Origin of the sequence: Eubacterium sp. 1001713B170207_170306_E7, assembly GCF_015547515.1 — a bacterium.
Classification (GTDB): domain Bacteria; phylum Bacillota; class Clostridia; order Eubacteriales; family Eubacteriaceae; genus Eubacterium.
This window is the reverse complement of sequence record NZ_JADMVE010000006.1, coordinates 211,849-229,235: the sequence shown is the minus strand read 5'-3', so window position 1 is coordinate 229,235 and position 17,387 is coordinate 211,849. Positions and strand designations below refer to the sequence as shown.

Here is a 17,387-nt window from a genome sequence, read left to right as displayed (position 1 = left end):
GATACCCAGGGCCTCCCCCTGGATATCTTTTCAAAATTGCATTGATTGAAAATTAATCCGTCCTTTATTATACTGCAAAACCAGCCTCAGCACAAGTCTTTTATGAAAAAAACTGAAAACTGAAACCCGTTCCTTTATTTTCCATTCAGGTTCTCACAGATCTTCCCTAAAACCGACATAAACGCTTCGCGCTCCGTATCCTCAATATCCTCAAAAGCCTGACGCTCCAGATCCGCAAAGGCCTGCCCGATCCGGTTGGCGTCCGCTCTGCCCTTATCCGTCAGATAGACATACAGGGACCGGCGGTTGCCGTTTTCTGAGCGTCTTTCGATGAGCCCGGCCGCCTCCATCCGGGGCAGCAGGCTGGTGACCGTCGCCGGCTCGATCTGGCAGCCGGCCGCGATGTCCTTCTGGACACTGCCGTCATTTTTGCTCAGGTATTCCAGCACCTTGGGCTGCCCAGAGGTCAGGCCCGTGCCCTGCAGCGCCGCGTAAAGGCGCTTGCTAAAAAGACTCTGGCTGACAAACAGCAGGTTGTGAAAGCTCTGGTTCATTTTCTTTTCCTTTCCGGGCACACTCAAAGGCGTGCTCAATCAACTCGGCGGCCCCCTCAATGCCAAAAACCGAGGTGTCCACCGACAGGCTGTAATTCCCGGCGGCGCCCCAGGTCCGTCCGGTAAAATGCTGATAATGGCTGGTCCGCTCCCGGTCCTTTTCCGCGATCCGCTGTCTGGCCTGGGCCTCGTCCAGCTGTTCCTTTGCCATTACCCGGCGGACCCGGTCCTCCAGGCTGGCGCTGAGGTAAACATGAAAACCGTCCGGCTGGTCCCTAAGCACATAATCGGCGCAGCGCCCGATGATCACACACGGGCCCTGGCAGGAAAGCGCGCGGATCACCCGGCTCTGGACTTCAAACAGAGCCTCCAGCGGCGGCACCTCTCCGGGCGCCATGGCATAATTGGAGGCCACCAGGTCGTAGAGCAGGCTGTTGGTATAGCGCTGCTCCTCCTTCTCCACATACTGGTTGGTGTAGCCGCCCTCAGCGGCCGTGAGACGGCTGATCTCATCGTCATAAAAGGCCATCTTCAAATCCCCGGCCAGACGCCGGCCCACCTCGTTTCCGCCGCAGCCATACTGCCGGCTGACGGTAATCACCGGGCAGCGGCAGGGCTTGTCCGCCGCCGCACCGGCTGCCGCCCGCGCGCCAAAAAGCCAGTCCTTTAGAAAGGCCAGACGTTTACTGTAAAACCTGACCACCGTGCCCACAATCAGCGCTGAAATCAGCGTTCCCTCCCGGATGCCCTGCAGCCCGTGAAAAAAGACCAGCGACAGAATGCAGGCCGTGGACATCAGCGTCACGTCAAAGCCCACCTTGACCGACCCGAAGGGCTTCTTAAAGGTCACCGCGATGGCGTTCACAATCCCCTCGCCCGGCACCAGGATCACATCCGCAAAGACCTCCAGTGTAATGCCAAAGGCCAGAATCGCGCAGCCGACCAGCAGAAACACAAGCTTCATGGCATAGTTCCCCGGGTTTAAGCCTCCGAGCAGCAGCATGCTGAAATCAATGAAATAGCTGAACACCACGTTCACCACAATCTGCAGGAGCTGGATCTTCTCAAAGCTTCTGCGCAGCAGCGCGATCTCCAGAATAATGAAGAGCATGTTGAGCACGAATGAGAATTCACCCAGCGTCGGCTCAAACCGCAGGCTCAGCACATAGGGCACGCTGGAAATCGGCGAGGTCCCCAGGCTGGCCTTTGTGATAAAGCTGATGCCAAAGGCGTTGATGAGCACCCCAATCGTAAAGACCATATAGCGTTTCATTTTTTCTCCTGCGGTCATTCTCCACACTCCTTCTCAATAATTAGAACTCTAATTATTATACTTCTAATCATTGAAAAGTCAAGACGGTTCAGCCGTGTTTTTATTTTTAAACATGCCCCGGTTCTGCTATAATAAAGGCAGTTAAAAAGGAGAACCCCATGAATTTTCAAACACCCGAAACCTTTAATACCTTCCGGTGCCTGGCCGGAGCCTGCCCGGATACCTGCTGCGCAGGCTGGGAGGTGGTCATCGACCCGGCCGCCGAACAGCTTTACCAGAGCGCCGGGGGCGCCATCGGCAAGCGGCTCCGGGACGCCATGACCCTGGATGCGGACGGTGACTGCATTTTCATCAACCCGACCGGCCGCTGTCCCTTTCTCAACCATAAAGATCTCTGCGATATCCATATCGCCCTGGGCGAGGACGCCCTGAGCGAGACCTGCCGCCTCTACCCGCGCTTTTATGCGAACTATGGAAACCTCCAGGAGGCGGGCCTTTCCCTGTCCTGCCCAGAGGCCGCCCGGCTCATGCTGTCCGATCCTGCGCCTATGGGCTTTGTGACCTCCCAGAACGACGGACCTACCGGTTACGAGCCTGAGCTCGATCCGCTTTTCTGCGCGCGCATGCTCAGAGCCCGGCACCTTGGCCGTACTCTGCTGCAAAACCGCCGCTTCACAATCTTTGAGCGCCTGGCCCTGCTGCTCCAGTTCGCCACCCGGCTCACCGCCCTGCTGTTTATATCTGATGATGCTGCGGAAAATACCCTGTACACCACCTTTTCGGATGATAAACAGCTTAGCCGTACCCTGTCCGCCCTGCGGAGCGCGCCCCGGCCCGAAGGCCCGAAGCCCCATGATACCTTTGAGGCCCTCTTCCGCTGCCTCGGCCAATGCGAGCACCGTCAGACCAGCTTCACCCGGCAGCTGGAAAAGGTGCAGGCACACTTCAGAACAGCGCCCAACCGGTTCGACAACGCCGGGTTTCAGGACCTTCACGCCCATTATTACGAGCATTTAAGCGTGTACCATCTGTTCCGCTACTTCATGGACTGCGCCTGGTCCTGCGAGCCCCTGCTGCAAATTCAGCACACCGCCCTGGCCGTCCTGGCCGTCTACGCGCTCTCACAGCGCCAATGGCTCGAAAACAGCCGCACCCTGTCCGAAAAGGAGCACCAGGCCATCTTTTGCGCTTACTCCCGCGAAATCGAGCATTCCATCCCAAATCAGGCCCTTCTGAGTGACCACCTGACCCGCGACCCCGAGCTGAGTCCTCCCGCGCTGACGGGGCTGCTGATGGCAATGTGAGCCCCATAAAAAAGCCCATATCCCTTTTTAAAGGATACGGGCTTCAGCGCGTCAAAAAAACTTAATCGACATAGTCTCCTCTATGCCACTTTTTTGACAGCCTAAGGCGTCTCTTTACTGATAAAGAGACCTCTACTCCTGCAATTCCACCGCCTGCTTTTCAAGCTGCCCCTTAAAAATCGTCCGGAATAAAAACCGTACCAGCGGCCCGCAGAAGAAAACCTGCCAGCAGAGGGCCATGGGGAAGTTGATGACAATGGTCTCCAGCCAGACGGCCAAAAACTGCACACCCGGCTGCTTAAAAATCAGGGTTGCCCAGAAACTCATCACCGGGCACATCAGACAGACCGTTACCGCGGCCCGGACAATCACGCAGAATATTTCCTTGTCCTCACCCGGCGTTACCATTTTAAAGGCGATTTTGGGGGCGATCCGGTCCATGAAAAAATAGCCCATCACAAAGCAAACCGGCACCATTATCCGCATTTCCTCAAAGGCCATAAAGAATCCCTCGTTGGTCATTCCCCCCATGCGCAGCCCGGTATTATAAAATTCCATGGCCAGCACCATGAAAAAGGTCATTAAAACCGCGTAAACAATCTCCTGTAATTTTGTTTTTGGCATAAAATCACTCCTTATTCTGAAAATAAAAAAAGCGAGCCGTGGCGTCAACTGGACTTACGTGACGTGCACTACTCGCTAATCTGGGTTTATTATAACACTTGATTTTTAATTTTTCAAGAATGCCCTGCCCATTATTTTTTATTTTCCTGCCCCCTGCTCAAAAGACTCAAAACCTCTGAAAATTGGGTTTTGAGTCTTTTGAGCATGCCTTTAGAAAAATCAAAACGACTTTGATATAAAAAACCCCGGCATAAAATCCGGGGCTTTGTGATATCGGTATAATTATCTCTTTGTTAACGTTTTGAGAACTGTAAAGGCCCTGAAATGCTTGTTTTTCTATAGGATTTGTTGCTTGTGTGTTTTATGTTCTGGGCGATGTAGTTCTTCTTATAACAATCTATTACTATTGTATTTTTGATATCTAGAAACTCTTTCACAATCTTTTCGGCAAATCAATATATTTTACCTGTTTTCTTTTGTGTAATTATATTTCAGCTATACTGGTAATTTTTTTCAATTTCATCAAATAGGGGAAGAAGTACCACACAATTATGTCTTTTTAACATATTTAATGGAACACTCACAGAAAAACTGGTGTTTTCTAAACTTCTATTTCTTTTATACTGTCCCCAAAAATCCGGAATCGACGAATGGTCTACATTTACACAATATTCAATATACTTACTTTTTCTAGTATCCATGTAAAATTTCATCGTTTCCTTAATCATTGGCTCTACAAATTCCCATTCGATTTTTTTAATTACCAATGTATGGTAAAGAGCGACAATTCCCAGGGTTTCTCTATCAAAGTAATTATGAGCTTTATTTTCTATATCCACTAATTTTACATATTCATTTATAAACAAACCAAAAATATCCTGACCTTTTTTGTCACCAAAATTTCGGATGAAAAATTTAGAATACCAATTATCAATATAATCATTAGCAAATTTTTGTTCTTGTTTCATCTTCTCACCTTCCGACAAATTCACCATTCGAATTTTACGCCATTACGCATTAAAAGAAAATATAGGTTTAAAAAAATCCAGGGCCAAAAGATTGACCCTGATTTAAGAGGAATAACTATTATTTCAAACTCTATTGCCAATCCGCAGGATAAGTGATATAAACAAATCTTGCAAATTGTGGAGCTGAAAACTGAATTGAAGACCCCTTGGGAATAAAAATAACATCACCTTTATTCCCAATAATGGAGCGGCCATTTATATTGATACATAGCGTGCCTTCTATGATATAGTCAAACTCATCATACCCGAGTGTCCAGTCGAATGTTGTATGATCCATTTCCATTACTCCGGCTCCCAGACGCGGACTTTCGTTTAATGTAACAATATCTTTTAAAAATACTTTATCGCCGGATTTTCCAGTATCGAAAGGTTCAGGCTTTACGGTATCCGTTTTTACACAGAGCACACCACTCTCATCAACCTTTTTTTCAAATTCCAAAGCTTCATTTTTAATTGTATTATCTGTCAATTCATCTAATACTTTATGAATAATTTCATATATTTGTTTATCATCCATTTTATTCTCCTTCCACTTTAATTGCTTCATTTTTATCATTCTTTAAAAATAGCAGGGCAACCAGGACAGCAATAATACCTGCTGCAACTTTTCCAATAACTAAAGGTAAAAGATACTCCGGTGCGTTGGCAGAGACATATCCTAAATGATCGCCCAATGCTGCTACTGCTGGGACAGCAAAAGCAATTGCAATAACCTTTCCTCGATTATCCATATCCTTAACCATTCCAAAGGTTGGAATACTGTTTGCCAGTGCTGCAATCATCCCAGCCACTGCAATATCGTTGACACCCAAAATTTTCCCAAATTTTGATAAAAGTTTTGACATCGTTGTTGTAATGAAATGCACGAGTGGATAAGCGCCTGCTAAAGTAATAGCAATTGTTCCGATAATTTCAAGTTGTGGACCGATCGGGTCCATTCCTGGAATAATAACGATTCCTGTCAGTCCCTCGACAATCGCGCATGCAAAAGACATTACAATAATGATCGTAATAATTTTAGAAAATACACTGAAGCCTTTGAGCAAACCATTTGGAATTTTCCATAATCCAATAGCCAGAAGTATGGAGAGTAAAGCCGCAGGTACAATATTGATCAATGTCAACAATACCGGTATGCCTGCAATCATGGCACCAATAAAAGTTCCGAAGGGAATGGATATAATACCAATCATCATACCTTTTGCCAAAAAAGTTTTATCTTTTTCTTCCACAATACTCAAAGATACCGGAATCGAGAAAACAATGGTACACCCCAGCATGGACGCAAGCAAAATACCCGAAAGAACTACAATGTCCTGATTTGATGTCATGACCTGTGCAAGCGGAAATCCTCCCATGTCAATTGCTAATAGTGATCCAGAAAACATTGCCGGATCTGCACCAATTAAATTAAAAGCAGGCGCGACAATAGGTGTTAAAATATTTCCGATAACAGGCGCTAGACACATAATCCCTACCATAGACATTGCAAGTGGCCCCATTGTGTTTATGCCTTCTTCAAACTGTGCCCCATACCCAAAGCGATTATTCAAAAAAACTTTATCAATGGCTCCCCAAAACATAAAAGCCACCATGATATAAATAATAATTGTACTAACACTCATAGTTTACTCCCCCATTCCTTTAAATCTCAAGCGGCCGATCCACTGCAAACGCGACAGCATTGGCAAAAGCATCCACTGCTGCTTTACAGGCAGACTGTGTTCCTGTTAAAAGAGCTCCTCCGCAGTTAGTAACTGTTGGCGGCCCCCAAAATTCAGCCACATGAACATTTGCTGCTTTAAGCGCAGCGTCCAGAGCATACATCGACTCCAGAGGTGCAGACGCCACATAAGCAAGAGATGTCCCTTCCTCCAGTCCAAGAGAGTTTGCGTAAAATTTACCAATTCTCGATATATTATAAGCATAATATACAACCGAATCATCCTCATTTACACTGTAAAGGGAAGATTTTGTTTCAATAAATTCTTTGATATAGTTCAGACCACTTCGCACATCATCTGGGGACGGGCCCGAAATAATGCCTATAACTTCTCCACCATATTTTGACCAGGCACAACTTCCACCACCATAGGTTGATTCTGCATAAGCAACCTGAATATTTGCTTTTTTAGTAGCATCATCCATTGCGATAAAAGCTGCGTCATCGTTATCCGCTGTAAAAATTCCAATACTGCGGTGATTATCCGGCAATTTTAGTTCTTTAAACATGTCTTTATCAACATTAGGAATTAGCTTTTGACTTAAGACATAAGTTTTAATACGATCACCTTTCATTTTAAACTCCCTTTAACAGACTGTTGTCTTATTCGATTCAACGACTAAATCAACACCGCTTTTCTTTTCACGTAACATGGTATTGACAAGTTCCGCAATATGCGCACCTGCCTCAGCAGGAGGTGTTCCATGCTGATGTATATTAGAAATAACAGTTCTTCCAGATTCCATCATACCTACTTTTGGATTATACGTCATATAGCAACTCATACTCTCTGATGAAGCCACCCCTGGCCTTTCTCCGATAAGAATTAAAACCAGTTTTGCGCCAACGGTTTCAGCGATAAAATCACCTGCTCCCACACGGGAGTATTCAACAAAAACCGGTGTTCCGGGATCAACACCAAAGGAATTCAACCCTTGTTCTAACGCCGGCAGTATTTCACGGATATTTGCCTCAATCGCTGTGGAACTAAGCCCATCACCAATGACAATTTGAACATCTGGATTTTGTTTTAAGCGTTCCTTCATGATTTTCGTGTTTTCTTCATCGAAAATTCTTCCCAAATCTGGACGTAGTAAATACTGAGCTTTATCTTCTGCCTTTGTTTTAACTACTGGCAACTTCAGATCATCAATAAATTCTGGAGAAACCATTGTTTGAACGGCATCGCGCGCAGCAGCAAGATCAGCGCGTATTCTCAGCATCGTAGATGTTTTATAACGCGGACCGGCTTTTCCAATGCCAAGTCTTGCGGGCGTTCTGCTTTTTAAGCGAAGATATATTTCTCCATTTTGGGGATGGTCTATCAAGAGCTCTTTACGCAAATCTATTTCTGTAATATCTACCAGATCTTCATTTTTACTGGATTCTGTTAAAAGAGAAGTATTATTGTTTTTGCTTTCGCCCAAAACTTTCATAACCGCTTCTAATATTTGCTTTTCATTTATTTGATTATTCATTTACTCATCCTCCTTAGATTATTTAAAAAAGATTGATGCGTCGCCGGCCAGCTCTGTCAAATGGTCATTTTCATCCATAATTCCCCATTTGCGGCACCAGTCCCCAAATTCTGGAATAACCTTTTTATTCGTCATTTCACGTAATGTTGCCATATCATGGTAAGAAGATGTTAAGTGGTTTAGCATCACATCATCACCGCCATTAATGCCCATAAAATAATTACATCCAGCCAAAGCCAAAAGGGATTCAAGCATATCTAGATCATTAAATGAAGAATCCATATGACAAGTCATTGTTGAGTCTACGCCCATGGGAATTCCTTGTATTTTACCCATAAAATGATCTTCAAGAGCCGCTCTAATAACCTGTCTGCCATCATACAGATATTCCGGTCCAATAAAGCCAACAACCGTGTTAACTAAATAAGGTTGATATCGCTTAGCTAATCCATAGCAACGTGCTTCTAAAGTCATCTGGTCTACACCATGATGTGCCTCAGCGGATAATTCAGAACCTTGTCCAGTTTCAAAATACATCACATTTGGTCCGATAGACGTCCCCTGCTTAAGCATTAGGTCTTTTCCAGTTTGCAGCATCTCGGCATCAATTCCAAAAGAAGAATTTGCTTTTTCAGTTCCCGCAAGACTTTGGAACATTAAATCCATTGGAACTCCATTTTTCAGACATTCAATCTGTGTCGTAATGTGCCCCAGAACGCAAATTTGCGTTGGAATCTCCAATTCACGTTTTATTTCATCAAATAAATTCAAACTGCGTGTCAAACTGTCAATAGTATCATCAACAGGATTTAGTCCAAGAACCGCATCACCACACCCATAACTAAGGCCTTCATACAGTGACAATTTTATAGAATCCGGATCATCCGTCGGATGATTCGGCTGAATCCGACTGGCCAAAATGCCTCTTTTTCCAATGGTGGTATTACAAGTAGCCTCCACACGTATCTTCTGCGCAGCATAAATCAAATCCATATTCCCCATTAGCTTCCCAACGGCTGCGGCAACTTCTGATGTGATACCTCTTGCCATACGTTTTAAATCCAGTTCCGATGTTTTATAATCCAGGATATACTCTCTTAGATCGCTAATCGTCATATTCTTGAATTCACTGTAAATCGCTTCGTTAACATCATCTTGAATAATTCTGGTCACCTCATCTTCTTCATAAGGAACACAGGGGTTATTTCGGATATCTGAAACTAAAAGATTGCTCAATACCTCTTTTGCAGCTACACGCTCCTGTTCCGACTCAGCCGCAATTCCAGCCAGAATATCTCCTGATTTTTGCTCATTTGCCTTTGCCAGAACATCATTAACTGAATCGAATTGGTAGACCTTTCCAAATAGCTTTGTTTTTAATCGCATTGCTTCTCCTCCTCTAATAACTAAATGCTATTGTTTTTATTACAACGGGTACTGCTTCTCCTACTCCAACAGGTCTTCCAATGTCAATGTAATCGCCATTACCTACATTAACACCATCCAAACAGATAATTTGCTTATCCTCAGAAAGATATTTCTGAATAGATTGTCCCAATACCTTTCCATAGTCTACTTTTAAAACTACGATAAGCGCTTCCTGTTTTTGTATAATCGGCTGCATCCCGATAATAATCTTTCTGGCCATCAACTGTATCTCATCGAACGTCAACATTTTTTCACTTTCAATAGCCAACGCAATATTCATTGATGTATCTTCACCATGTATCCAATTTATTTTTTTTTCAAAAGTTTTCTTTATTTCTTCATCTGTATAGTTTATTGGGTTATCAACCTTCATGATCGGTGTATTCACAATCGGCAGACAGTTTTTGGCGGTGACAGTGATGGTGCTTCCGCTTATATTAACGCTGTGGTTTCCAGCGCCAACAACCGTTGCACCAATTGTCTCCGCTGGCTTAACGACATTAACAGCACCTTTAGCTAAATTTTTTCTTATTTTCTTTGCCAGTAGCACGCCAATATCACCAAATACATTTGTTTTTGGCAATAGCTCTTGATAAACAAGATCACCGACCCCACCTGAAAGTGAAACATAGTCTGGAATTTTAACAAAATCTTTTACAATTTTATTAGTCGCCAAAAAATCAATGAGAAAGCTTCTTTGTGATGGATCAATAATCTCTATTATCCCTTTCGCCAAAACTTCTGTTATTTTGTCAAACATATCATCGGTTAATGTGCCGCCTGCTTTGACGGTTATCCCCATCGCCTGAAAAAGCTTTTGTATTTTGGGGAAAATATACTCTATTTCATTTGTTTCCTTTGAAAAACGAATGAGTCTTCCTCCAATGTCAAAACAACTCGCTTCAAGAACTTCTCCATTTTCGAACAGCGCTACATTTGTTGTGCCACCACCGATATCTAAATTTAAAATAGTTCCTTTATTTCTTCTTGAAAATTCTGAGGCGCCACTACCTTTTCCTGCCAAAATACTTTCAAGCTCGGGTCCCGCTGTCGCGACAACAAAATCACCTGCATAATCACTGATCTCCCTTAGTACATTTTCAGCATTTTCTTTTCTTGCAGTATCACCTGTTATAATTACTGCGCCTGTCTGTACATCACTTGGCTTAATACCGGCTGTATCGTACTCCTTTTTAACGATGTCCATGATTCCGTCCGTGTCAAGCACAGCGTTTGACAGCAGTGGTGTAAAATAAATAGGACTGCGGTAAATAATCTCTTTATCTACAATTTGAATGTTTGGCACTCTGAAGTTTGATGCAATATTTTCAATAATAATATGGCTGAATACCATCTCAGTAGTTGAGGTTCCAATATCAATACCTACACTTAAAACTTTTTCTTTCATAATTTCCGACCCCTTCAAAATAAAAAGCTCGCCAAACAGAAATAATATCTGTATGCCGAGCTTCGTCACTCTTTCATTTATGCTTCATCGCATAAACACATTATTTAATTTTAAAATCAAATGTTACTTGTGTACCGCCATTCCCTGATTGAATTTCCAATCTTCCCTTTAACTTATTCTGCACAAGATTTTCGACAATTTTTAATCCTAGGCTTTTATTTTCTTGCTGAACTTCATACCCAGTCCCATTATCAGTTACTGTTATATTGGCATACCCCATATTTCCTTCGGAAACAGCGATTGTAATTCGTCCATTCTTTCGATTTTCAAAGGCATATTTCAATGAGTTCTGGATCAATTCATTAATGACCAGGGCAATGGAGGATGAAATATCCGAAGAAACGCGCAGATCATCACCTGTCACATCTATTTCAATTTTTTGCTTTTCCAAATTCATTAAGTCCGTAAAATTTTTTTTAATTTCCTCAATGACGGTAAAAAGACTAATCTCATCTACTCCACTATACAAAAGGCTTTCATGTGTTGTAGCAATGCTAAGGATTCGGTTCATAGCATCTGATAAAGCGGTTTGTGTCTCTACTGATTTTGCCCGACGCCATTGTAAACGGAGCAAACTGTGCACTGTTTGCAAATTATTTTTAATTCTATGATGGATCTCTTGGATAGCAGTGGATTTTAAAATCAACTCCTGTTCGTTTATTCTGAGTTCTGTAATATCACGAATAACAATTAAAAATACGCCTTTATCCTTTAAATTGAACTGTCGTATACGATAATAGTAAGCCCCAATTTTCATGTCTGCTTCGGAGCGTTTACCATCTTTGGGCAGTAACTCACCATGGAGTGAAACTTTTGAATATTCCTGTCCTAAAATATCATAAACATATCCCTGTTTTCTGTACAGTTTAGCAGCAACTGTATTGCGGTATAAAATCACGCCATTTTCACTTACAATAATAAGCGCATCATCAAAGTACTCTGTAATCCAGACACAGTCTTTTAAAATAGGCAAAGTTCCCGCTGTATTTGCCATCAATTTTTTTGTATTTCTTTTTAAAGGCCAGTCTTCCTTGGTTGGTCTCTCAAAAATTAAAACACCAATGGTTTTATCCTTATTTTTTATTGGCTGAACATTTTGAATGACTCTTCCCTCTAATCTTGAAGAAAAAATTGTGGCTTCAACCTCTTCAGTTTCCTCTCCAGAACGAAAAGTTCTAAAAACCGCAGGTTCATCTTCCTCACGAACGATACAACCTAACGTACTTAGCTGGTAAAGTGAATCTTTTTTTAAAGCTTCTGCCACAACCACCGCCTCAGATATTTGAATGCAGGGACAGTCAATAAAAACATCTTGATCTGTTTTGGAGGCAATATCAGCAAGTACTTCTGACTTTTCTATAATGATATCAATATCTTCTTCCGTTAAATTAGTATATTTTTCACATAAATTTCGAATAAGTACAGACATTATTTTCGTCTTCCCTTAAGTAAAATTTCAGCGACTCGCTGCATCGAAATCTGTTTTTCTTTGCTAATCAAACGGATATACTCATAAGCTTCATTTTCGCTGATATTTTTTTTCTTCATAATCAAACCTTTAGCCTTTTCAATAATCTTTCTTGCTTCTACAAGCTCCTTTGTCTTCTTCACCTCTTGCTTAAGGTGTATAATCTCCTTGCTTCTGGCTCTAGCGACATTGATACAAGGCATGATGGAACGCTCATTAATGGGTTTTACCAAATATCCTGAAGCGCCTATCTCCATTGCCTGATCTACAAATTTTTTATCATTATATGCTGTGACCATAATTACGGTTTCAGCAAGGGCCTCTTCCAAAATGCAGTTAGCTGCCGCAAACCCATCAAGGACAGGCATCTCAACATCCATAAGCACAACATCCGGCTTTTTATAGCGACATATTTCAATGGCTTCAAATCCATCAAGCGCTTTTCCTACTACTTTGTATCCAAGATTTTCCAGAACCTCTTCTAAATCCATGATAATAATGGGTTCATCATCTACAATAACAACCGTTGTTTTTTTCTTATCGTCCAATATTACCTCTTCCATCTTATCACCGTCCTGCCAACCTTTAAAATCGATACTAACAAAAAAGCAAACAGAGACCCCAAAAGTTATCTCAGTTTGCTACATCGTAAACCTATCAAAATGTTTGTATCCGTCTACAAACATATATTTAATTTTCTTTAATTCTATATTAGATACTTATTTTTGTCAAGAACTTTATGTTTAGTGATTTTCTATAAAAATACAATTTAATCATAACAAAGACTTTAACTTAAGTGTTTCATTGGCATTATTCTTTTTCTTCTATATATTTTTTAAGTTTCTTAGCTAACTAAAAATTTCCAATGAATATTTTGTATTTAATACTTTATACTTATATGTCGAATCTTAATCCAATTACTTAAATTTATTTTATCATCGATATTTCTTTTTTTTATGAATAATCACTTTCTCTTTATTCATAGCGATCAATGTAGTTTCAAGCTGCTCAACCATATCTAATGCTCGTTTTTCAACGCCGATTGCCAACTTCAAGTCCTTACGAAGTCCTGAAATCTGTTTCGTCAATTCCTTTTTCTCCTGACTAAATCGCTCTTTCGATTTTGGCTCTGCCCGCCGCATTTTGTTGTTAAGCTTCTTTCTTTTGTTGATTAAATCATCCATCTCTGTCTGAATTTCTTCCTGTTTTTCTTTGAGCTGTTCATAGGTATCGATCTGATTTTTGCACAAAAAGATGGTCTGCTGGGATATTTCTTCCATGCGGCGGACTTCTTCTTTGATATAAGGGCTCATGGAAACCTGTCCTTTGTTTTTGGGATAGATCCCCAATTGGTAGCAAAAAAACAAGTAAAGGTTGCGAAGTTTTCGGTACTCCTCTCCAAATCCCAGTATGCCTTCGATCTGTAATTTCTTTGGTGTGGGTACAAAGAATAAAATGGGTTCTTTGCTTCTTTCCCGGACTTCTGGCCCTCTTTGTCTATAGATCTGATCTTGAATGTGCAGCACGGAGTAGGCTTCTCCGAGTGTTTTAAAGCGTGTGAAGCGTGGATAATGTGGCAGCTTCAGCGCGCAGGAATCAATTTTCCCTTTAATCTGATACCCTTTTTGTCTCAGATAGTCGTAGAATTCTTTCATCGTCATTGAGCGTTCAATGGCTTCGTCGATATCGGAACGATAAAGGGCATAACGTGTCGGCTCTCCCTGTTTTTCTGCCTGGTAAAGGCCCGGACTCCGTTTGCGTTTTGTGGGGTTTTCAATCACGGACAGATGCTGTTCTCGGCATAGAGCGTCGGAGGTATCCCGCAGCCGCTGGTATTCTGCTTTGCGTTCATTGTACTTCTTTCCGTCAAGGAAAGAGACGGAATTGATGACGAAATGGTTGTGCAGGCAGTTGGTATTAAGGTGGGTGCTCACGATCACTTCATACTTGTCGCCCCACATTTTTTGCGCGAGCTTGACACCGATTGTGTGGCACTCTTTGGGTGTAAGCTCGTCGGGTCTGAAGCTTTGACAGGCGTGATGGGCCAGGATTCCACCTGTTTTGCCAAACCTTTCTTTGGTGATCTGCATCTGCTGTCCGGCGGTTTTGACGGCGCAGTTAATGCCGGTTACATAGTATTGTCGTTCAAATTTGGTCTTGTTTTCATCGGCTGCGTAGTGCAGCACCTGATAGAGATCGGAGTTTAAAAAGTCGGGATTTTCGGTTTTATCAACGTTTTTGGCATACTCAATGACACGGTTCAAGCTGTCCTTGACGGGCCAGATTTTGGTGATGGCCATTGTTTTTTCTCCTTTCCGGGGCTAAAACGGCATGCATTTCAAGCAGGGTTTCTTCTAAGACCGCGATGGCTTTTGGGGCGTCATAATCGCCTAAAGCATTCTGAATATCGTATAATAGGGTCATCAATTCCCTATATTGGAAAGAGGGCAACGGCTTCGGTTCGTACCCTCTGGCCAGCATCCGCAGGTATTCGGAAACGCTTAATCCGCACTTTTTGCTGTTGGTGATAATCTGATTTTTTTCATCTTCCCGTACTCTTATTTGAATGGTTTCTCTTCGATTTCTCATGGGCTTCTCCTTTCATGAACTGGGGGTTGCAGGGGGCTTTGCCCCCTGTTTCGGCGGCGTGGCAACACAAAGCCAATGCTTGTTACACCCTATGACATTTGGCTGCTTCTTTTTTCTTTGTATCTCTGGAAAAGGATGCAAGATTGCACACTCTTTACAAAATGCAATCTTAAACAGAGTATTTCAAGATTGCATTTATATAGAAGCGTACAACCTTGCATCCTTAACTTTCTGCTGGATGATCCAGATACCAATACCAGATATTATCCTCTTTGACAGATAGAACATTTAATTCTTTCTTGGCTTTATCTGCGGTTCGTTTCCCGATCCCTTCATCAACTAGTCTTTGAATTATTTCAGTAGATGGCATTCTTAAATCTGCCTGCTCGGATAAAATTTCTGGAATCCGTTTAAGCGCTTTATTAAATTTTTCTGCTTGTGATTTTTCTTGAAGCTTTTCCATTCCTTTCAAAAAAGTATCTGTTGGAATATCTGTATAGCCCAAAAAGTGTACTGCTTCTCCAAGTTCAAATTCTATTCCGGGACACATCGGCGCTAAATTATTTTTAAACTGTAACATAACTTTACGCCCTCTATTTTCCATTGCCTCTGTAACCAGCAGGACACTACGAACCGCAGCCGCAATGTCAATTGAACCGAGTGCACGATATAAATCTTTAGTGCCTTCTTTTTTATTAAGATGGCCGATTAAAATAATTGAACAGCCTGTCCGCTCTGCAATACCTGCTAGTCTTGCAAACTGCGGTCGAACTTTATTGGACTGATTCATATCAACCATCTCACCGAGATATGCTTGTAAGGGGTCCAGAATTAAAAGGCGGGCCTTCTGTTGAATAATTGCCTGTTCAATCCGCGCATCAACAAATGAAAGTGGATTTTTGCTTTCATCAATCACAAACACCTTCTCACAATCTGCCCCTGCCTGTTCCAGTCGGGGTTTAATTGTATCTGCAATCCCATCTTCTGCGGTTTGATAAATCACATTAAAAGGGGGCAGAGGCTCCCCCTTGCATTCCGGTAAAGACAAACCGCGTGTCAATAATGCGATTAACTTTAAAATAAGAAATGTTTTGCCACATCCCGGATCACCCTGTAATAATGTGATTTTCCCAAAAGGAATAAAAGGATACCAAAGCCATTCGACTTCCTCTGCCTCTATCTCAGATAGTTGCACAAGCTTAAGTTCCTGTGAATCTTTCAAATTGGCGCCTGATCGTTTCTCATCCAACATTATCCCTCCTCGTTAAAATAGCCTGTTTCCTCCCACACCTTACGGTCAGGGCAATAATAATTATATTCGGATGAATCCTTAAGCTTAAAAGCATAACCAAATTTGAAAATTCCCTGCTGTAATCCGACGCGAATATACTGAGCATCCTTACCCATAGCTTTTGCAATCTCTGTGATCGGAACGTTTCGTCCTTTAAATTTGGGTAATTCCACATATAATTTCTGATAATCTAACATTTTTCCCTCACTCCTTTAAAATTTCTTCCATCTCAACGTCAAGAGCTTTCGCCAGTTTACACACTATAATGGGTGTACAGCTTTTCCCTGCTTTAATACATGAAATCGTCTGTCTGGAAACATTACTCTCTTCTGCCAATTTAGAAATATTAAAATTTTTCTGGGCCATTAAAATCTGAAACTTCATTAAATCGATCTGCATGTTTATCCTCCTTATTTATATGCACTCTAGTTCGTATAAAGAAATTATAATACACATCATTAGGCCAAGTCAATATAATTATGTATTTTAATTTCATAATATGTACTTGAAATTCGTTTTTCTTTGTGTTAATATAAATGTAAAGTGATCACTTTACATTTAAAGACCTTTAGATTGTCTCAAAATACATTTATTTAAGAAAGGATTAAGAAAATGTGCAAATCTCAAGAAATTGGAGCGCGTATTAAGGAATCTCGAAAATTAATGAAACTGAGCCAAACAGATCTCGCCGATGCCCTCAACAAGTCATTACGGACGGTTCAAAAATATGAAAGCGGTGAAATTGAGCTCAACATTGCAACAATCAATGATATTGCCAAAGTTTTAAAAACGAGCCCTGCCCATCTATTAGGTTACTATTCAACAAGTAATATTGAAGTCACATGTGTTGCCGATTTAATCAATTTTTTGTTTCAGTTAGATGACAAACAAGAAGTACATTTTGATCTTGACATAAAAAAGCCAAAAGAAGATGGTGAATGGAGTTGCTCAATTGTTTTTGACGGGCAGGACAAAGAGCATAAATATAATTCTTCCATTTGTCTAATTTTAGAAGACTACGAAAATCATCGCGATCTCTTAGAAACTGACTGGATTTCTAAAAAAAGCTATACTGAATGGCAAGAGAAAAAACTAGCTTATTATTCAGATTCACTTTTAACGGATAAATCCGATAATCATGATGAATAAACCCAAGGCT

19 protein-coding genes are annotated in these 17,387 nt (G+C 41.9%); 2 read left to right on the top strand and 17 right to left on the bottom strand.

The genetic code is table 11. From position 1 onward, the window contains the following. Positions 1-134 precede the first annotated feature (134 nt). Positions 135-554, bottom strand: a complete 420-nt coding sequence (locus I2B62_RS15805; protein ID WP_195270001.1) for a MarR family transcriptional regulator — start codon at positions 552-554, stop codon at positions 135-137. Further along, positions 505-1,845 carry a cytidylate kinase family protein gene (locus tag I2B62_RS15800; protein WP_195270000.1) on the bottom strand — a complete coding sequence of 447 codons (1,341 nt, stop codon included), beginning with the start codon at positions 1,843-1,845 and terminating at the stop codon, positions 505-507. The genes I2B62_RS15805 and I2B62_RS15800 overlap by 50 nt, the downstream gene beginning before the upstream one ends. Before the next feature lie 140 nt (positions 1,846-1,985). Between I2B62_RS15800 and fliB the strand changes: the two genes are divergently transcribed. Beyond that, complete coding sequence (fliB, locus tag I2B62_RS15795; protein ID WP_195269999.1) at positions 1,986-3,131, top strand: flagellin lysine-N-methylase; 1,146 nt, start codon at positions 1,986-1,988, stop codon at positions 3,129-3,131. Positions 3,132-3,263: 132 nt separating this feature from the next. On the opposite strand, the gene I2B62_RS15790 is transcribed toward fliB, so the two are convergent. From I2B62_RS15790 to I2B62_RS15720, 15 genes are all read right to left on the bottom strand, one after another. Further along, positions 3,264-3,755: a DUF2798 domain-containing protein gene (locus I2B62_RS15790; RefSeq protein WP_195269998.1), complete on the bottom strand. Its 492-nt coding sequence runs from the start codon at positions 3,753-3,755 to the stop codon at positions 3,264-3,266. A 491-nt stretch (positions 3,756-4,246) separates the two neighbouring features. After that, complete coding sequence (locus I2B62_RS15785) at positions 4,247-4,723, bottom strand: hypothetical protein (protein ID WP_074618103.1); 477 nt, start codon at positions 4,721-4,723, stop codon at positions 4,247-4,249. Between the two features lie 130 nt (positions 4,724-4,853). Continuing rightward, positions 4,854-5,300, bottom strand: coding sequence for a cupin domain-containing protein (locus I2B62_RS15780; protein ID WP_083337176.1), 447 nt, complete (start codon positions 5,298-5,300; stop codon positions 4,854-4,856). A 1-nt stretch (position 5,301) separates the two neighbouring features. Then, a complete protein-coding gene (locus tag I2B62_RS15775) occupies positions 5,302-6,408 on the bottom strand; it encodes an ethanolamine utilization protein EutH (RefSeq protein ID WP_074618101.1) in 1,107 nt (368 codons plus the stop codon). 19 nt (positions 6,409-6,427) lie between these two features. Next, positions 6,428-7,081 carry an ethanolamine utilization microcompartment protein EutL gene (eutL, locus tag I2B62_RS15770; protein WP_038350763.1) on the bottom strand — a complete coding sequence of 218 codons (654 nt, stop codon included), beginning with the start codon at positions 7,079-7,081 and terminating at the stop codon, positions 6,428-6,430. 12 nt (positions 7,082-7,093) lie between these two features. After that, the gene (eutC, locus tag I2B62_RS15765) at positions 7,094-7,984 is read right to left on the bottom strand and encodes an ethanolamine ammonia-lyase subunit EutC (protein WP_074618100.1); all 891 of its coding nucleotides are present in this window, start codon (positions 7,982-7,984) and stop codon (positions 7,094-7,096) included. Positions 7,985-8,002: 18 nt separating this feature from the next. After that, a complete protein-coding gene (locus I2B62_RS15760) occupies positions 8,003-9,370 on the bottom strand; it encodes an ethanolamine ammonia-lyase subunit EutB (protein ID WP_074618099.1) in 1,368 nt (455 codons plus the stop codon). Positions 9,371-9,383: 13 nt separating this feature from the next. Then, on the bottom strand, positions 9,384-10,820 hold the full coding sequence (locus I2B62_RS15755) for an ethanolamine ammonia-lyase reactivating factor EutA (protein WP_074618098.1): 1,437 nt from the start codon (positions 10,818-10,820) through the stop codon (positions 9,384-9,386). Between the two features lie 100 nt (positions 10,821-10,920). Next, a complete protein-coding gene (locus tag I2B62_RS15750) occupies positions 10,921-12,309 on the bottom strand; it encodes a histidine kinase N-terminal domain-containing protein (protein ID WP_074618097.1) in 1,389 nt (462 codons plus the stop codon). Beyond that, a complete protein-coding gene (locus I2B62_RS15745) occupies positions 12,309-12,911 on the bottom strand; it encodes a response regulator (RefSeq protein ID WP_195269997.1) in 603 nt (200 codons plus the stop codon). Before I2B62_RS15745 ends, I2B62_RS15750 begins: the two co-directional genes overlap by 1 nt. Before the next feature lie 372 nt (positions 12,912-13,283). After that, on the bottom strand, positions 13,284-14,648 hold the full coding sequence (locus I2B62_RS15740; protein ID WP_195269996.1) for a relaxase/mobilization nuclease domain-containing protein: 1,365 nt from the start codon (positions 14,646-14,648) through the stop codon (positions 13,284-13,286). Next, positions 14,596-14,937 (bottom strand): hypothetical protein, encoded by a 342-nt coding sequence (locus I2B62_RS15735; protein ID WP_195269995.1) that lies wholly within the window; start codon positions 14,935-14,937, stop codon positions 14,596-14,598. Before I2B62_RS15735 ends, I2B62_RS15740 begins: the two co-directional genes overlap by 53 nt. 223 nt (positions 14,938-15,160) lie before the next feature. Then, entirely contained in the window at positions 15,161-16,189 is a 1,029-nt protein-coding gene (locus tag I2B62_RS15730) for an AAA family ATPase (protein ID WP_195269994.1), read from the bottom strand. Then, on the bottom strand, positions 16,189-16,425 hold the full coding sequence (locus tag I2B62_RS15725) for a hypothetical protein (protein ID WP_013381102.1): 237 nt from the start codon (positions 16,423-16,425) through the stop codon (positions 16,189-16,191). The genes I2B62_RS15730 and I2B62_RS15725 overlap by 1 nt, the downstream gene beginning before the upstream one ends. A gap of 7 nt (positions 16,426-16,432) precedes the next feature. Beyond that, the gene (locus I2B62_RS15720; RefSeq protein ID WP_013381103.1) at positions 16,433-16,627 is read right to left on the bottom strand and encodes a helix-turn-helix transcriptional regulator; all 195 of its coding nucleotides are present in this window, start codon (positions 16,625-16,627) and stop codon (positions 16,433-16,435) included. A 213-nt stretch (positions 16,628-16,840) separates the two neighbouring features. Between I2B62_RS15720 and I2B62_RS15715 the strand changes: the two genes are divergently transcribed. After that, a complete protein-coding gene (locus I2B62_RS15715; protein WP_074618093.1) occupies positions 16,841-17,377 on the top strand; it encodes a helix-turn-helix transcriptional regulator in 537 nt (178 codons plus the stop codon). Positions 17,378-17,387 lie beyond the last annotated feature (10 nt).

What these genes read in the sequence shown, in the direction of transcription:
- eutL (WP_038350763.1), bottom strand. Translation starts at nt 7,081, where the DNA reads ATGAAAGGTGATCGTATTAAAACTTATGTCTTAAGTCAAAAGCTAATT.
- I2B62_RS15775 (WP_074618101.1), bottom strand. Translation starts at nt 6,408, where the DNA reads ATGAGTGTTAGTACAATTATTATTTATATCATGGTGGCTTTTATGTTT.
- I2B62_RS15785 (WP_074618103.1), bottom strand. Translation starts at nt 4,723, where the DNA reads ATGAAACAAGAACAAAAATTTGCTAATGATTATATTGATAATTGGTAT.
- I2B62_RS15725 (WP_013381102.1), bottom strand. Translation starts at nt 16,425, where the DNA reads ATGTTAGATTATCAGAAATTATATGTGGAATTACCCAAATTTAAAGGA.
- I2B62_RS15735 (WP_195269995.1), bottom strand. Translation starts at nt 14,937, where the DNA reads ATGAGAAATCGAAGAGAAACCATTCAAATAAGAGTACGGGAAGATGAA.
- I2B62_RS15800 (WP_195270000.1), bottom strand. Translation starts at nt 1,845, where the DNA reads ATGACCGCAGGAGAAAAAATGAAACGCTATATGGTCTTTACGATTGGG.
- fliB (WP_195269999.1), top strand. Translation starts at nt 1,986, where the DNA reads ATGAATTTTCAAACACCCGAAACCTTTAATACCTTCCGGTGCCTGGCC.
- I2B62_RS15755 (WP_074618098.1), bottom strand. Translation starts at nt 10,820, where the DNA reads ATGAAAGAAAAAGTTTTAAGTGTAGGTATTGATATTGGAACCTCAACT.
- I2B62_RS15715 (WP_074618093.1), top strand. Translation starts at nt 16,841, where the DNA reads ATGTGCAAATCTCAAGAAATTGGAGCGCGTATTAAGGAATCTCGAAAA.
- I2B62_RS15805 (WP_195270001.1), bottom strand. Translation starts at nt 554, where the DNA reads ATGAACCAGAGCTTTCACAACCTGCTGTTTGTCAGCCAGAGTCTTTTT.
- I2B62_RS15760 (WP_074618099.1), bottom strand. Translation starts at nt 9,370, where the DNA reads ATGCGATTAAAAACAAAGCTATTTGGAAAGGTCTACCAATTCGATTCA.
- I2B62_RS15780 (WP_083337176.1), bottom strand. Translation starts at nt 5,300, where the DNA reads ATGGATGATAAACAAATATATGAAATTATTCATAAAGTATTAGATGAA.
- eutC (WP_074618100.1), bottom strand. Translation starts at nt 7,984, where the DNA reads ATGAATAATCAAATAAATGAAAAGCAAATATTAGAAGCGGTTATGAAA.
- I2B62_RS15745 (WP_195269997.1), bottom strand. Translation starts at nt 12,911, where the DNA reads ATGGAAGAGGTAATATTGGACGATAAGAAAAAAACAACGGTTGTTATT.
- I2B62_RS15740 (WP_195269996.1), bottom strand. Translation starts at nt 14,648, where the DNA reads ATGGCCATCACCAAAATCTGGCCCGTCAAGGACAGCTTGAACCGTGTC.
- I2B62_RS15720 (WP_013381103.1), bottom strand. Translation starts at nt 16,627, where the DNA reads ATGCAGATCGATTTAATGAAGTTTCAGATTTTAATGGCCCAGAAAAAT.
- I2B62_RS15750 (WP_074618097.1), bottom strand. Translation starts at nt 12,309, where the DNA reads ATGTCTGTACTTATTCGAAATTTATGTGAAAAATATACTAATTTAACG.
- I2B62_RS15730 (WP_195269994.1), bottom strand. Translation starts at nt 16,189, where the DNA reads ATGTTGGATGAGAAACGATCAGGCGCCAATTTGAAAGATTCACAGGAA.
- I2B62_RS15790 (WP_195269998.1), bottom strand. Translation starts at nt 3,755, where the DNA reads ATGCCAAAAACAAAATTACAGGAGATTGTTTACGCGGTTTTAATGACC.